Here is a 16,100-nt window from a genome sequence, read left to right as displayed (position 1 = left end):
AATGCAGAAGTGGATAATCACACTGGGTCTTTCGGTCGCTGTCGCCGCATGTACGCGTGAGGCCGGATACGAAGCAGACCAGGGTGCCTTTGGCAACGCAACGCTGAACAACATCCAGGTCATGAATGGTGAATTGACCTATGCCCAGATCCTGGGACAGCGATTCGCAGCCGAAGTTCCGACACAGATCAACTTTGCCTTCAACAGCGCACAGTTGGACGAAACGGCGCAACGGGTTCTGTTGCGCCAGGCGGCGTGGATAAAACAGTTCCCCGAGGCACGGTTCCGCGTCTACGGACATACGGATGCTGTTGGATCAACAGCTTACAACAAAAGTCTGGGTCAGAGGCGAGCCAACGCAGCCGTGGCCTTCCTGACCCGGCAGGGCATCTCACGCTCACGGCTGGAAGCTGCTGTATCCTTTGGCAAATCGCGCCCGTTGATCGACACCCCGAACCGGGATCGTCGTAATCGTCGGACTGTGACGGAAGTATCGGGCTTTGATGACCGCAATCCTCTGGTGTTGGATGGTAAATACGCTCTGATCGTGTATCGCGAATATGTGGGCAGTGCTCAGTACGAGAGCCAACTGCGTCGCCAGACTGCGATTGGCGACACTTCAAAACAACAATAAACTGTGATTGGGCGACATCGTCGCCCAATTCCCTACAATTGGTTCTTTTGCGCCCAAATCTTGCCTAAGTTCCAAGCCACATTTTCAACAATTAGGTGACCTGCGCCCAAAATTGGCCGCAACGGGGCAAAAGCAAACCAGATCGAGCCATGCCGGCTCACTGTGTTTGACGGCCCTGACGACGAGGATTGTGTTAATGACCAGCGCTACGCCACAAGACGAAAATACTGCCATTCTGGCCTGCACGATCAGTCGTGACGTACAGAATTTCGATCTGCTGATCGAAGATATGGAAGCCGCCCTGGGTGAGCGGTGGGGCGACCTCGGATTTGCCGAAGCCCTGGCCTTTTTCAGTCAACCTGACGCAGATTCTCTGCAATTTGTTGCACTTGCGATCGATGGTGAGGACGAAGACAATCTTACAATGATGGGTGAGATCATCACCCGAGCCAAAGAAAAGAACGTTAAGATCGTCCTGATCGCCGAAGATGTAACGCCGGCTGCACTACATCAGTTGCTGCGCAAGGGTGCTGATGAATTTGTGCCCTACCCTCTTCCCGAAGGAGAGCTGCAGGAAGCAATCGAACGGATGAACAAGCCCGATCCGGTTGCCGTTTCACAAGCCGCAGCGCCTCTGGCAACCGGCGAATCAAAGGAAGGCGCCCTTTTTGTCGTCCACGGCCTCGCTGGTGGCGTTGGATCCACCACTATGGCGGTGAATCTGGCCTGGGAGCTTGCAACGGTATCCCCGAAAGAAGCGCCTACAGTCTGTCTGATCGACCTTGATCTGCAATTCGGAACCGTCTCGACCTATTTGGACCTTCCACGTCGCGAAACCGTCTTTGAGATGCTGTCGGATACCGCAGCGATGGATGACGAAGTTTTCGCGCAAGCACTTCAGACATATGAAGAAAAACTGCAGGTCCTGACGGCACCATCGGACATGGTTCCGCTGGACTTGATCACCCCGGAAGATATCGATCGTGTGATCAACACCGCGCGCAAACACTTTGACTATGTGATCGTGGACATGCCGTCGACACTGGTTCATTGGTCGGAAACTGTCCTGCAAGCCGCGCATGTGTATTTCGCCATGATCGAGTTGGATATGCGGTCAGCGCAGAACGCTCTGCGCCTTAAACGTGCCCTGCAGGCAGAAGAATTGCCTTTCAACAAACTGCGCTTCGCCCTGAATCGCGCGCCGAAGTTCACCGATTTGAATGGCAAAGGCCGGGTCAAACGCATGGGCGAAAGCCTGGGCATTTCAATCGACCTGCAACTTCCCGACGGCGGCAAGCCGGTCATGCAAAGCGGTGATCACGGTCTGCCGCTGGCCAATGCGGCAGCCAAAAACCCGCTGCGCCGGGAAATCGCCAAATTGGCCAAATCGCTTCACAGCCTTGGCAGCAGCGACGCCGAAGCCGCGTAAACCAGCCCCAAAGGGAGAACCGCCTTGTTTTCTAGATATAAAAAACAGCCCGAGGGGCAGCCGGTTCAGACACCTGCAGAGGCCCAGACCAAGTCACCTGCGCCAAAACCTGCGGCGGATCCGGTGTCTGGCGCAAATGCGGTCGCCCGACGACCCTCTCAGAAGAAGTCAGCAGAACCAGTCGGCAATGACCGTGATCGGAAACGCAAGGAACGGCTGGGCGAGATCAAAATCGAACTGCACCGGGAGTTGCTTGAAAACCTGAACCTCGCAGCGCTAGAAAAGGCCGGCGAATCCGAATTGCGCGCAGAAATCAGCGCAATTGCCAGCGAAATCCTTGAGACCCGCAACATTGTTCTGAACCGCGAGGATCGCTCGCAACTGAACAAAGAACTCTATGACGAAGTAACCGGGCTGGGTCCGCTTGAGACCTTGCTGCAGGACGATACAGTCAACGATATTCTGGTGAACGGTCCGCAACAGATTTTCGTGGAACGGGATGGTAAGCTGGAAATCAGCGAAATCACTTTCAAGGACGAAAAGCACCTGATGCGGATCATCGACAAGATCGTATCCGCCGTGGGTCGTCGCGTTGATGAATCTAACCCTTACGTTGACGCCCGTCTGGCTGATGGTTCGCGTTTTAACGCAATGGTGCCCCCGATTGCGGTCGATGGATCGCTGGTGTCCATTCGTAAGTTTAAGAAAGACAAGCTGGGCATCGACGATCTTGTGAATTTTGGCGCCTTCACTGAAGAAATGGCCGCCTACCTGCAAGCTGCGGTGTCGACCCGCCTGAATATCATCGTCTCAGGCGGTACCGGTTCCGGTAAAACAACAACGCTGAACGCGCTGTCCAGCTTTATCGACGACGCCGAGCGCATTCTGACCATCGAGGATACAGCGGAACTTCAGCTGCAACAAACTCATGTCGGCCGGATGGAAAGCCGCCCGCCCAACGTCGAAGGCAAAGGTGAAGTCAGCCCGCGCGACTGTTTGAAAAACGCGCTGCGTATGCGTCCTGACCGCATCATCGTGGGTGAGACACGGGGCGCCGAGGTGATCGACATGCTGCAGGCCATGAATACCGGCCACGATGGCTCGATGACCACAATCCACGCCAACTCGGCCCGGGATGGTATTTCGCGTCTGGAAAACATGATCGCCATGGCCGGGATAGAAATGCCGATCAAGGCTGTGCGCAGCCAGATTTCAAGCGCTGTGAACCTGATCGTGCAGGCCAGTCGTCTGCAGGATGGTTCACGCCGCATGACCTCGATCACCGAAATCACCGGTATGGAAGGCGATGTGATATCAATGCAGGAAATCTTTCGTTTCCAACGCGTTGGCCTAACACCGGATAATAAGATCATCGGCCATTTCACGGCCACCGGCGTCCGCAGCCACTATTCGGAACGCTTCCGTCTGTGGGGCTTTGATCTGCCCGCTTCCATCTATGAACCAACGACAGTGTAGGAGATCCTGATATGCAACTGCCCGTGGAGGCACTCATATACGTCGTGATCTTTGTCGCGGTTCTATGTCTGGTTGAAGGTATTTATCTGGTGGCGTTCGGCAAGTCCATCAGCCTGAACAGTCGCGTCAACCGAAGGCTGGACATGCTCGAAAAAGGTGTTGGTCGCGAACAGGTTCTGGAACAGCTGCGCAAGGAAATGCAGCAGCATATGAAAACCCAGAGCATCCCGCTCTATTCCTTGCTTGCTGACAAAGCTCAGAAGGCCGCAATCGCCTTCACGCCGCGACAACTCATCCTGATTATGGTCCTTGTGTCCGCCTTTGCATTTGTGGGGCTGAGTATCGGTACAGCGACCGATATGGCCCTGAGAGTGGCGCTTTCCGCCGCAATCGGTGTCGGTGGCGTCTACGCTTGGGTCAACAACAAGGCCAAGAAAAGGATGGGATTGCTGGAAGAACAGCTGCCTGACGCAGTGGAACTGATGGTTCGTTCGCTGCGCGTGGGTAACCCGTTTGTGTCGTCCATCCAGATCGTCGCAAGTGAAGTACAGGACCCGCTGGGCACCGAGTTTGGTGTGATCGCTGATGAATGCGCCTATGGCCGAGACATAGGTGAAGCGCTAAAGGACCTCGCTGAACGGCTTGATATGCAGGACCTTCGATTTTTGGCGGTTGCCGTTGGTATCCAGCAGCAATCGGGTGGCAACCTGGCCGAAATTCTGGCCGGTCTGGCACAGGTGATCCGGGCGCGTTTTCGCCTGTTCCGCCGCGTAAAAGCAATTACCGCCGAAGCGCAGTGGTCCGGTAAGTTCCTGTCCGGCTTCCCGCTGTTCTGCCTCATTTTCATCCTGGTTAAAGACCCGGGATATTATGACGAAGTGCTGGACCACGAATATTTCATTCCAGCCTGTTTCTTTGTTGGCATCATGCTGACACTGAACATTTTCGTCATGAAAGTTCTAACAAACATTAAGGTCTAAGGGGACTGCAATGGAAATCCTGACGCAACTCAACGACCTGTTAAAACAGCACCTGGGTGAGTTCGGCCCTCTCATCGTGGTCGGTGTTCTAGGGCTGTTCATGATCTTGGTCACGATCCCTTTGATGCTGAACCAGCCTGAGGATCCCCTGAAAAAGTTGCAGCGGTCCAACGCTGCGCCCAAAAATGACAAGAATCCCAAAAAGGACAAGCTGCGTACCGCAGGTCGCAACGAGAAGTTGGAGAAATTCTCTAACTTCCTGGAACCTCAGGACAAAGAAGAATTGTCTGCCATGCAGCTTAAGCTGCGCCAAGCCGGGTATCACTCCAAAGATGCCGTTAGGTTCTTTCACTTTGCGCAGTTTGCACTTGGCATCGTAGGTATTATGGTCGGCATAGCGCTGGTGACTGTGCTGTCTGGAGGTCAGGAGTTTACACCTGCACAAATGGCCCTCCGTGTCATCCTTCCTGCCGCAGGGTTTTACTTTCTTCCGCGCTACTGGATCACTCGCCGTGTAGCGGAACGGAATGAGGCGATCACCGCTGGGTTCCCAGACACGCTCGATCTGATGTTAGTTTGTGTTGAAGCAGGACAATCTCTGGATCAGGCCATCGTGCGCGTCTCCGGAGAGATGAAGTCCTCTTATCCCGATATCGCACAAGAATTTGAAGTTGTCGCCTACGAGTTGAAGGCCGGTAAAGAGCGCGATTCGGTTCTTCGCGACTTTGGAACCCGATGTGGTGTACAGGACGTCAGCTCATTCGTTACGGTTATGATCCAATCGGCGACATTCGGTACATCAATCGCCGAAGCTTTGCGGGTCTACGCCAGTGAAATGCGTGACAAACGCGTGATGCGTGCCGAAGAGGCCGCCAACAAGTTGCCAACAAAAATGACGCTTGCCACAATGATGCTTACGGTGCCGCCGTTGCTGGTCATTCTGGTTGGCCCCTCGGCAAAAGGTATCGCTGATTTGTCCAACGCCGGGGGCTAAAACCCAATGATCTCAACACTCAGGTGCATCCGTACCGGGATACGCCGCGCAATTCAGGCCACCATGGTGATCATCATGGTGGCTTCTTGTACGGAAACGGGACAGTCAGGCGACCTAGAGGCTCCAGGGCTTGATCCAAAGGGCTCTGCAGCCAATGAGATCGAGGTGGGCAACCGTTTGATGCAGGCCGGCGAGTATGAGCTGGCGCTGAAGTCATTTGCACGCGCAGCGCTTGACCAGGGGATGACACCGCAAATCCTGACTTCGATGGGCACGGCAAATCTGGGCCTGCGGCGTCTTGGTCAGGCCGAAGACTTGTTGCGGCGTGCGGTCAAAGACGATCCTAACTGGCCTGCCCCATGGAACAATCTGGGCGTCCTTCTGGTTGAAATCGGCGAATACCCCGAGGCAGCGCAGGTCTTTAAACGGGCCTATGCGCTGGACAATGGCGAAAGTGACGCAATCCGGGACAATCTACGCTTAGCACTCGCAAAAATGGATAATCCTGTTAATATCCCACCGGAAGAACAAGAAGAATACGAGCTGGAGCAGCTGGGCGACGGGCAATTTAGGCTCCGCAAGCTCCCGTAGCAAAGAGTCAGAGCAGTAAGGGACGCAAAAATGCGCCAACAATTCTTGATTCCGTCAATCGTGATGTGCGGGCTGATCCTGTCTGCCTGCGAAAAAGAGACCGAAGAAGAAAAGATCGAAAAAACCTTTCAGGAAGTGAACGTCATTGACGAAACAAACCTGAACGAGGTTCTGCTGACCGCCGCCGATCCGAACGAGGCCGTGACCTATTTCCAGGGCGCCGCTGCCAAAAACCCCGGTCGGATCGATCTACAGCGGGGTCTGGCGATTTCCCTGTCACGCGCGAAACGCACAACCGAAGCGGCCACCGCCTGGAAAAAAGTGACTGGCATGAAAGGCGCGACGAACATCGATCGAGTCGAATATGCAGACGCTTTGGTACGCTCAGGAAATTGGGGTCAAGCCAAGGCAGTCCTAGACGCAATCCCCCCCACCTATGAGACATTCAGGCGCTACCGGCTTGAAGCAGTTGTCGCCGATTCCCGAAAGGATTGGAAACGGGCCGACCAGTTTTATGAAACTGCAGTGGGCCTGACCACGCGCCCGGGTGGGGTGATGAACAATTGGGGCTATTCCAAACTGACACGCGGTCAATATGACGAGGCCGAGCGTTTGTTCACCGAAGCAATCCGTCAGGACAAATCATTGTTTACGGCAAAGAACAATTTGGTTCTGGCGCGGGCTGCCCAGGGAAACTATAGCATGCCAGTTGTGCCAATGACGCAGATCGAGCGCGCCATGCTGTTGAACACAATGGGTATTTCTGCGGTCAAACAGGGCGACGTGACAACTGCCAAAAACCTGTTCCGAGAAGCGATTGCGACGCATCCACAGCATTATGACGAAGCAGTTCGCTCACTCCGCGCGCTCGAGGAAGCCTGATCCATGACCATCCCGGTGGTAGCTGCAGCTTGGTTTCTGCCATTCGTTCTGCCGATCTGCATTTACGTGGCATTCACGGATATGCGGGACATGTTGATCAAGAACCACGCGGTGGTCGCCCTGGCTGTGGTTTTTGTTGTTGTCGGGCTTTTCCTGTTGCCGCCTTGGTCGATGGACTGGACCGCAAGCCAGATTGGGCCGTTGACGGTTTCTTTGCCGCCATACATCTGGCATTTGCTACATATCGTTGTCGTGCTGATCGTGGGCGTCATCTTGAACGCTGCCGGCGTGATGGGAGCGGGCGACGCCAAGTTTCTGGCAGCGGCAGCGCCATTTATCTGGCCCGGCGATTACATGTTGATAATGTTCATCCTGATTTCAACAACCGTTGCAGCTTTTGCCACCCACAGGTTGGCTAAAAACACGGCTCTCAGAAGCATTGCGCCGGATTGGGAAAGCTGGAACCGAAGCCACCAATTTCCCATGGGCTTTTCGCTGGGCGGCAGCCTGGCCATCTACCTGATTTTGGGAACTGTTTACGGCTCGTAAACTATCATCAGTCCGCCTTGTCCCTGCCTTGGTACTGACACAAATCGGGGCCAAATTTTCTGCAAGAGGCCCTTTGGCAGGGCTATTGGCGTGAATACTGGATAGACGGGCAACGCTCATGAATATGCAGACCACTTCGGTAATGGCCCCCCCTACCCCAAAGGGCCTGGGCGAGATGAAATTGCCCATCGTGATGATGCGGGACATTCTACTCAAAACGATTTTCCGCAAGAATGTGGATACAGTCAGTGAGGTCGCACAAGCGATCTGTTTGCCTGGATCAGTGACGCAGGAACTGATCGACATATCGCGCGAACAGAAACTGCTTGAGGCCACCGGGACCCTAAGCGCAAACAGCGGTAACGAGATGGGGTATCAGCTGACCGATGCCGGTAAAGCCCGCGCGTTGGACGCCCTTAGCCAGTCCGAGTATTTTGGGGCCATGCCAATTCCGCTGGATGTCTATCGCGAACAGGTCAAGCGCCAGTCAATCCGCAACATTCAGGTCACGCGTGACCAACTGGTTGGCGCCATGGGGCATCTGGTTTTGCCTGATAGCCTGCTGGACCATCTGGGCCCTGCAGTCAGCGCCGGCCGGTCGGTTCTGATGTATGGTCCTCCGGGCAACGGTAAATCCTCGATCTCGAACGGGATCAGGGACGCTTTGGGCGACAATGTCTATGTGCCCTATGCTATCGAGTATGCTGGGCAGGTGATCACGGTTTATGACCCCATCGTCCACACCGCCGTCGAGCAAGAGGCCGACGACCCTAACAGCCTGCGTCGTCGCAAACGGTTCGACTCGCGCTATGTGCAATGCGAACGCCCAACGGTTGTGACCGGTGGTGAACTGTCACTCAGTATGCTGGACCTGGTCTACAACCCCACTGCGCGGACCTATCAGGCGCCGCTTCAGCTAAAGTCGACCGGTGGCATCTTTATCGTGGACGACCTTGGTCGTCAGCAGGAACCACCGCAAGCTCTGATCAACCGCTGGATTGTTCCGCTAGAGGAAAACAAGGATATTCTGGGTCTGCAGTCGGGTGAGAAATTCGAGGTGCCGTTTGACACGCTTGTAATCTTCTCGACCAACTTCCACCCGAATGAGATTTTTGACCAAGCGGCTCTGCGCCGGATCTTCTTTAAGATCAAGATCGACGGACCAGACCAGGAAAACTACCTGAAGATCTTCGCCATGGTCGCCCGCAAGCGCGGCATGCCCTTGGACGAAACGGCATTGGTGCATCTGCTGAAGGTCAAATACCCGACCATCAACAATGTCTATGCCAACTACCAGCCGATCTTCCTGATCGACCAGATGATCTCGATCTGTGAATTCGAGGGCATCCCCTATCAGATGAGCCCCGATCTGATCGATCGCGCCTGGGCAAATATGTTCGTCAAAGACGAGAAGATCGTCAATTAACGCCATGCCAATTTGTTAACGGACGGGTAATCTGCTCGCATGACGCAGATTCCCGTTCGGATCACAGATTGGTTTGCCGCCAAGGGCTGGTCCGTCCACCCACATCAGCAAGACATGTTCGACCGGGCCTCTGACCCGGCGACATTGCTGATTGCACCGACCGGCGGCGGCAAGACCATGGCTGGGTTTCTGCCCACGCTGGCTGAGCTGGCCGCGCAAGAGCACATCGGTCTGCACACGATCTATGTCTCGCCCTTAAAGGCGCTGGCCGCCGACATACGTCGCAATCTGCGCGGCCCGGCGGATGAGATCGGCCTGCCCATCCGGATCGAAGATCGAACCGGCGATACCTCGGCCACGCAGAAGAAACGCCAACGCGTCGACCCGCCGCACATATTGTTGACCACGCCGGAAAGCCTGGCCTTGCTGACCTCGTACGAGGACGCGCCACGGATGTTTGCAGGCGTGCAACGGGTGATCATCGACGAAATCCACGCTTTGGCCGAAAGCAAGCGCGGGGATCAGTTGATGCTGGCCCTGGCCCGGTTGCAAAGCCTGTGCCCCGATTTGCGACGGGTCGGCTTGTCGGCCACCGTCGAAGACCCCGAAGCGATTGCGCGTTTCCTGGCCCGCCATCCCGACCCTTGCCGGATCATCCAGGCCGATCCTGGCCCCGATCCGGATATCCGAATGCTACAGACACAGGAAATGCCGCCCTGGTCAGGCGGCGGCGCAGCCTATTCCATCTCGGCGGTGTTGGAGCAGATCAAACAGCACAAGACGACGTTGATCTTCCACAACACTCGCGCACAGGCCGAGATCTTCTTTCACAACCTATGGCTGGCCAACGAAGACAGCCTGCCCATTGGAATCCACCATGGCAGCCTTGACCGGCAACAGCGCGAACGGGTTGAGGCCGCGATGGTGCGCGGTGATTTGCGGGCCATTGTCTGCACTGGCAGTCTGGATCTGGGCATCGATTGGGGGGATGTGGATCTGGTGATCCAGATCGGTGCGCCCAAAAACGTCAAACGGTTGGTGCAACGGATCGGGCGCGCGAACCATCGCTATAACGCGCCTTCCAAAGCATTGCTGGTGCCAGCCAACCGGTTTGAGGTTGTTGAATGTGTCGCCGCTCTCGAGGCCGCAAAAGCGCATGATCTGGACGGAGACCCACGCGGGGCAGGCCCACGGGACGTATTGTGCCAGCACATCCTGATCGCCGCAGCGGCAGGGCCGTTTTATCCGAATGCACTGTTCACACAGATGACCTCGGCGGGACCCTATGCGCAGCTTGGGCGCGCAGAGTTCGACGCCTGCCTCGAGTTTTGCGCCACTGGCGGCTATGCCCTACGCGCCTATGACCGTTGGCAGCGGCTGCAACAGCGCCCGGACGGCCAATGGCAATTGCGCGACCCAAGGGCGGCCCAGCGTATCCGGATGAACCTTGGTACCATTCAGGACACCGACACACTGAAAGTCCGCCTGAAACGCAATCGGGGCGGCAAGCCGCTGGGTGAGGTCGAAGAAGCGTTTGCCGCCTCTCTGACCCCTGGTGACACTTTTCTGATCGGCGGTCAGATCGTGCGCTACGAAGGTCTGCGCGAGATGGTGGTCGAGGTCAGTCGCCGGGCGGATCGAAAACCCAAGATCGCTACGTTTTCAGGCACTAAATTCGCGACGTCAACACAGCTGAGCGACCGGATCCTGCGTATGTTTGCCCAACAGGACTGGCCAAAGTTGCCGCAACACACAGCGGACTGGCTTGCGCTGCAGCGCGACATCTCGCGCCTGCCACAGCGCGATCGCCTGCTGATCGAGAGCTTTCCGAATGATGGGCGAGAAAACCTGTGTGTGTACGGTTTCGCCGGGCGCAACGCGCAGCAGACACTGGGGCTGCTGCTGACCAAACGCATGGAGGAAACAGGGCTGGCACCGCTAGGGTTTGTCTCCACTGACTATGCGACGCTGATCTGGGGCCTGGACGCAGTAACGGACCCGCGCCCGCTATTCCAGTTGGGCGCGCTGCGCGATGGGCTTGAGACCTGGCTGGCTGGGAATGCAGTGATGAAGCGAACCTTTCGCGCTTCGGCCACCATCGCCGGGCTGATTGAACGCAACACAGGCGGGCAGCGTAAAAGCGGGCGACAGGCGACTTTTTCGTCGGATATCCTCTATGACACGCTGCTGAAATACGACCCCGACCATCTGCTGATGCAAATCACCCGCGAAGAGGCGATGCGCGGTCTGGTCGATTTCGGACGGGTCGAAGCTTTGATTGCGCGGATTGGCGACCGAATAGACTTATTGCGGCTCGATCGCGTCTCGCCGCTTGCCGCCCCGCTGTTTCTTGAGGTTGGGAAAGTGCCGGTCAAAGGCACGGCCGAGGAACGCCTGCTGTCCGAAGAAAGCGCCCGGCTGCTGCAAGGCGCCGGTCTGCGACCCGGCTGAAACTGCTTGCGTGAAAGTTCCAAACGCGTAAAGAACGTACCATGAACGAAGTTTCATTTTCTTTTGCAGATCGGACCCTGTTCGCTCTGGGGTCCGGGGCCCTATGGTGGCCGGATCAAAGCCTGCTATGCGTGTCGGATCTGCATCTTGGAAAATCTGAACGCATGGCCCGTCGCGGCGGCCCCGCTTTGCCGCCCTATGACAGTCAGGACACGCTGAATCGGCTGGCCAGTGACCTTGATCGAACCAATGCAGAGATGGTCATCTGCCTGGGCGACAGCTTTGACGATCTGGATGCACTGTCAGCACTCGGAACGAACGAAAAGCTGCGGATCACAGCCCTTCAGGCTGGTCGGCGTTGGATCTGGATCGAGGGCAACCACGACCCCGGTCCGATTGACCTGGGGGGCGCGCATCTATCGGAAAGCGTGATCGACACTCTGACCTTCCGTCACATCGCACAAGCGGGAGGTCAGGCCGAGATCTCGGGCCATTACCACCCCAAGGCGCGCATCCGGACACGAGGACGTTCTATCACACGCCCGTCTTTTCTGGTTGATGATGCGCGGTTGATCCTGCCTGCCTATGGCACCTATACGGGTGGTCTGCAGAGTTCCGATCAGGTCCTGAACACGCTGATGAGCGACAATGCCCTGGCTATTTTGACCGGGCCAAACCCTCAGATCATTCCGATGCCGCGATAAGGCGTTCAGATCACCCCATGTTGCTCTAGCATCGGTTTGTATTTGCGGCTGACCGGGACGAGGTCATCGTTTTTCAACCGCAGAAATGTTTTTCCATCGGTCTTTTCGACGCCGGCAATGGCGTCATCGGTCACCCAATGGGACCGATGTGTACAATGGCCGGTAATCGGCTCCATCTCGTCAATCGCATCGGTAAATCGCGAACGGATTGTGAAAACCCCCTGAGACGTGACTACGTCAACAAAGTGATCCCGCACCGTCAGACGATAGACCTGCCCACTAAAAGTGTCCGGCAATCGCTTTGCCAGGCGTGGCAAACTGGGCTCAGGTTCTTGTTCCAGCATTTCCCCCTGCATGTGTCCCCGGACCAAAACCAGGCCCGTGGCAAAAAGCGCCCCATAAGGTACGACCGACAGCAAACCCGGGGCCTGCTGCCCGCCCGCCTTCAACAACAGCCAGGACATCAACCAAAGCGAGGGCACAAACAGCGCCAGAACCACCAGAACCAGGATCACGTCACGGGACGAGAAATGCGCCTCGGACAAGTACTTCTGTGTCAGTCTCCTTGCGATCCACGTCACGCATAAGGCCAGAGCAGTGACACCGACCCAGAACAAAAACCGCATCGGAAAGGACAGAAACATATTAGGAAAGGGTTGGAACGCAAAGGCCAGCAGCGGCAGGAATACCATAGCAGCCAGCGCTCTGCTTGGCGTGAACTCGGCCAGGATTGAGGTCAGTTTTCGCGACATACAAGCTCAACATCAGTCAATGGATCCCAACCAAGCCCCTTTGACCTTAACATTCACAACGTAACTGGCTGGAAACACGGGTTTATCATCGAACTGGTATTATTCAAACCCGTCATTTCAAACTTAATTTTACGTTTTTGAAACACTTGGGCCGAAGAATGTCTCCACTCTTCGGCCCAAACATCAATTGCGTCGCAGTTAGACCCTCTTTCTTATGCGGTCAGGCCTTTTGGTTCTGGGAGTTTGTTTGCGCGGCAGCATGCGGTGAGGGTGTTGGCGAGGAGGCAGGCGATGGTCATGGGGCCGACGCCGCCGGGGACCGGGGTGATGGCGCCGGCGGTTTGGGCGGCGCTGGCGTAATCGACGTCTCCGACCAGGCGGGTTTTGACGCTGCCGTCCTCGTTGGTGCCTTTTTCCGGCGCGTCGATGCGGTTGATGCCCACGTCGATGACCGTGGCGCCCGGCTTGATCCAGTCTCCGGGCACCATTTCGGGACGGCCGACGGCGGCGATGACGATGTCGGCGCGGCGCACCACGTCAGGCAGGTCCTTGGTGCGGCTATGCGCGATGGTCACCGTGCAGCTGTCGCCCAGCAGCAGCTGCGCCATCGGCTTGCCGACAATGTTCGAGCGGCCAATCACCACCGCATCCATCCCCGACAGCGACCCATGGTGGTCGCGCAGCATCATCAGACAGCCCAGCGGCGTGCAGGGCACCATCGATTTCTGACCGGTGCCCAGCAGGCCGACATTCGAGATATGGAACCCGTCGACATCCTTGGCCGGGTCGATCGCGTTGATCACCAGATCTTCGTTCAGATGTTTGGGCAGCGGCAGTTGCACCAGAATGCCATGCACCGCCGGATCGGCGTTCAGCTGGTCGATCAGCGCCAGCAGGTCCGCCTGGGACGTGTCGACCTCCAGCTTGTGCTCGTATGAGCTCATGCCGACCTCAACGGTCTGCTTGCCCTTGGAGCGCACATAGACCTGGCTGGCCGGGTCTTCGCCCACCAGAACCACCGCCAGACCGGGGGTGATGCCGCTTTGCTCTTTCAGCTTTGCAACCTGATCGGCCACCTGCGCGCGTACTTTGGCGGCAAAAGCCTTACCGTCGATAACCTGGGCTACCATCCTGTGATCCCTTCTTTCAAAAACCGGCCCTCTGTCAAAACCGGAATAGGCGCATCAGCGCCCAGCCACTCAGTCAGGGCCAAGCACGCGTTCTTCACGCGCGATCGACCAGTCAATCAATATGCGCCACAGCTGTTCGGCAAGATCCGGGTCCATGCCCAGCTCGTCCGAGCCCGCCCTCACGCGCTGCACCACCTCTTCGACGCGATCCGGAATGCGGGCGGGCAGCCCTTCGGCCGGTTTCAGCTGCGCCGCGCGGTCGATATAGCCTGCGCGGGTCACCAGCATCGCGATCAGCTGGCGGTCCAGCCTGTCGATCTGAACCCGCAACTCCTGCATCGAAAGACAGTCTTGCGGCGGTGTCAGAGTGGGCATGTTCGTCTCCTCATGGCCCGGGGATCCCCCGGACCACGAGATGTCTTATCTGGCGGCTTAGAACAAGCCTTCGATCTCACCTGCGTCATTGAGGCAGATGCTTTCCGCCGCAGGTTTGCGCGGCAGGCCCGGCATGGTCATGATCTCACCGCAGACCACAACGATAAAGCCAGCGCCCGCGCTCAGGCGTACCTCGCGCACCGGAACCGAGTGGCCGGTGGGCGCACCGCGCAGGGTCGGATCGGTCGAGAAAGAATACTGCGTCTTGGCCATGCAGACCGGCAGGTTGCCATATCCGGCCTCTTCCCATTCCTTCAACTGGTTGCGGATCTTGGTGTCGGCCAGCACCTCATCGGCGCGATAAATACGCTTGGCGATGGTCTCGATCTTTTCGAACAGCGGCATGTCATCGGGGTAGATCGGCGCAAAGTTGGCAGAGCCACCCTCGACGATCTCCACAACCTTCTCGGCCAGCGGTGCCGAGCCTTCGGACCCCAGCTCCCAGTGGCGCGACAGCACCGCCTCGACCCCGTGATCGGAACAGTAATCCCGGACCGCCTGTACTTCGGCCTCGGTGTCGGTGACAAAGTGGTTGATCGCAACCACAACCGGCACACCAAAGGATTTGACGTTCTCGATATGGCGGCCCAGGTTGGCGCAGCCGTTTTTGACCGCGTCGGTATTTTCCGCGCCCAGATCAGCCTTGGCCACACCCCCGTTCATCTTCATCGCCCGCACCGTGGCCACCAGCACCACAGCCGAGGGCGCAATGCCCGCCTTGCGGCACTTGATGTTCATGAACTTTTCAGCGCCCAGATCGGCGCCAAAGCCGGCCTCGGTCACCACATAATCAGCCACTTTCAGCGCCGTTTTGGTGGCAATCACCGAGTTGCAGCCATGCGCGATATTGGCAAACGGCCCGCCATGGACAAAGGCCGGGTTGTTCTCCAGCGTCTGCACCAGGTTCGGCTGCATCGCATCCTTCAACAGCACGGTCATCGCGCCTTCGGCCTTGATATCGCGGCAGTAAACAGCAGTCTTGTCGCGGCGATAGGCCACGATGATGTCGCCCAGGCGTTTTTCCAGGTCCTTCAGATCGTTGGCCAGACACAGGATCGCCATCACCTCGGACGCCACGGTGATGTCAAAGCCGGTTTCACGTGGGAAGCCGTTGCTGACACCGCCCAGAGACGCCGTGATCTGGCGCAGCGCCCGGTCGTTCATGTCAACCACCCGGCGCCAGGCGACGCGGCGGATGTCGATCTCGGATTCATTGCCCCAGTAGATATGGTTGTCGATCATCGCCGACAGCAGCGAATGGGCGGATGTGATGGCGTGAAAATCCCCGGTGAAGTGCAGGTTCATGTCCTCCATCGGAACAACCTGCGCATAGCCACCCCCCGCAGCGCCGCCCTTCATGCCGAAGTTCGGGCCCAGCGAGGCCTCGCGAATACAGATCATCGCGTTCTTGCCGATCCGGTTCAGACCGTCGCCCAGACCTACGGTGGTGGTGGTCTTGCCCTCACCCGCAGGCGTCGGGTTGATCGCCGTCACCAAAACCAGCTTGCCATCCTCACGACCCTGAACCGAGTTGATAAACTCCTGGCTCACCTTCGCCTTGTCGTGGCCATAAGGCAGCAAATCATCACTGGAGATGCCAATCCTGGCCCCAATCTCCTGAATAGGCTTCTCGATGCGCTCGCGCGCAATCTCAATGTCCGATTTAC

15 protein-coding genes are annotated in these 16,100 nt (G+C 57.1%); 11 read left to right on the top strand and 4 right to left on the bottom strand.

Annotated elements, in window-relative coordinates:
• The first annotated feature begins 1 nt into the window (after window position 1).
• The 11 genes from SJY13_RS00075 to pdeM all read left to right on the top strand — a co-directional run bounded on the left by SJY13_RS00075 (window position 2) and on the right by pdeM (window position 12,116).
• The gene (locus SJY13_RS00075) at window positions 2–634 is read left to right on the top strand and encodes an OmpA family protein (protein ID WP_085824516.1); all 633 of its coding nucleotides are present in this window, start codon (window positions 2–4) and stop codon (window positions 632–634) included.
• Window positions 635–830: 196 nt separating this feature from the next.
• The gene (locus SJY13_RS00070; RefSeq protein ID WP_085824515.1) at window positions 831–2,063 is read left to right on the top strand and encodes an AAA family ATPase; all 1,233 of its coding nucleotides are present in this window, start codon (window positions 831–833) and stop codon (window positions 2,061–2,063) included.
• A 24-nt stretch (window positions 2,064–2,087) separates the two neighbouring features.
• Complete coding sequence (locus SJY13_RS00065) at window positions 2,088–3,539, top strand: CpaF family protein (protein ID WP_085824514.1); 1,452 nt, start codon at window positions 2,088–2,090, stop codon at window positions 3,537–3,539.
• A gap of 11 nt (window positions 3,540–3,550) precedes the next feature.
• Window positions 3,551–4,519, top strand: a complete 969-nt coding sequence (locus SJY13_RS00060; RefSeq protein WP_085824513.1) for a type II secretion system F family protein — start codon at window positions 3,551–3,553, stop codon at window positions 4,517–4,519.
• A gap of 10 nt (window positions 4,520–4,529) precedes the next feature.
• Window positions 4,530–5,513: a type II secretion system F family protein gene (locus tag SJY13_RS00055; protein WP_085824512.1), complete on the top strand. Its 984-nt coding sequence runs from the start codon at window positions 4,530–4,532 to the stop codon at window positions 5,511–5,513.
• 6 nt (window positions 5,514–5,519) lie between these two features.
• Window positions 5,520–6,104: a tetratricopeptide repeat protein gene (locus tag SJY13_RS00050; RefSeq protein ID WP_377186143.1), complete on the top strand. Its 585-nt coding sequence runs from the start codon at window positions 5,520–5,522 to the stop codon at window positions 6,102–6,104.
• 30 nt (window positions 6,105–6,134) lie between these two features.
• Window positions 6,135–6,986 (top strand): tetratricopeptide repeat protein, encoded by an 852-nt coding sequence (locus SJY13_RS00045; RefSeq protein WP_377186140.1) that lies wholly within the window; start codon window positions 6,135–6,137, stop codon window positions 6,984–6,986.
• Between the two features lie 3 nt (window positions 6,987–6,989).
• Window positions 6,990–7,535, top strand: coding sequence for a prepilin peptidase (locus tag SJY13_RS00040; protein WP_377186137.1), 546 nt, complete (start codon window positions 6,990–6,992; stop codon window positions 7,533–7,535).
• 118 nt (window positions 7,536–7,653) lie between these two features.
• On the top strand, window positions 7,654–8,961 hold the full coding sequence (locus SJY13_RS00035; protein ID WP_377186134.1) for an ATPase: 1,308 nt from the start codon (window positions 7,654–7,656) through the stop codon (window positions 8,959–8,961).
• Window positions 8,962–9,000: 39 nt separating this feature from the next.
• Window positions 9,001–11,412, top strand: a complete 2,412-nt coding sequence (locus SJY13_RS00030) for a ligase-associated DNA damage response DEXH box helicase (RefSeq protein ID WP_377186131.1) — start codon at window positions 9,001–9,003, stop codon at window positions 11,410–11,412.
• A 41-nt stretch (window positions 11,413–11,453) separates the two neighbouring features.
• A complete protein-coding gene (gene pdeM / locus SJY13_RS00025; protein WP_377186128.1) occupies window positions 11,454–12,116 on the top strand; it encodes a ligase-associated DNA damage response endonuclease PdeM in 663 nt (220 codons plus the stop codon).
• 5 nt (window positions 12,117–12,121) lie between these two features.
• Here the strand turns inward: pdeM and SJY13_RS00020 are convergent, their stop codons facing one another.
• The 4 genes from SJY13_RS00020 to SJY13_RS00005 all read right to left on the bottom strand — a co-directional run.
• Complete coding sequence (locus SJY13_RS00020; protein ID WP_377186125.1) at window positions 12,122–12,868, bottom strand: LytTR family DNA-binding domain-containing protein; 747 nt, start codon at window positions 12,866–12,868, stop codon at window positions 12,122–12,124.
• Between the two features lie 212 nt (window positions 12,869–13,080).
• Window positions 13,081–13,998: a bifunctional methylenetetrahydrofolate dehydrogenase/methenyltetrahydrofolate cyclohydrolase FolD gene (gene folD / locus SJY13_RS00015; RefSeq protein WP_377186122.1), complete on the bottom strand. Its 918-nt coding sequence runs from the start codon at window positions 13,996–13,998 to the stop codon at window positions 13,081–13,083.
• A gap of 69 nt (window positions 13,999–14,067) precedes the next feature.
• On the bottom strand, window positions 14,068–14,373 hold the full coding sequence (locus tag SJY13_RS00010) for a chorismate mutase (RefSeq protein ID WP_085824930.1): 306 nt from the start codon (window positions 14,371–14,373) through the stop codon (window positions 14,068–14,070).
• A gap of 57 nt (window positions 14,374–14,430) precedes the next feature.
• Window positions 14,431–16,100: formate--tetrahydrofolate ligase (locus SJY13_RS00005; RefSeq protein WP_377186118.1), on the bottom strand; the 1,670-nt coding region annotated here is incomplete at its 5' end.

The sequence above is a fragment of the Ruegeria meonggei genome, assembly GCF_042768335.1.
Taxonomy (GTDB): Bacteria; Pseudomonadota; Alphaproteobacteria; order Rhodobacterales; family Rhodobacteraceae; genus Ruegeria; species Ruegeria meonggei.
The sequence above is the reverse complement of the archived record's forward strand: the minus strand, read 5'-3'. Positions and strand labels throughout refer to the sequence as shown.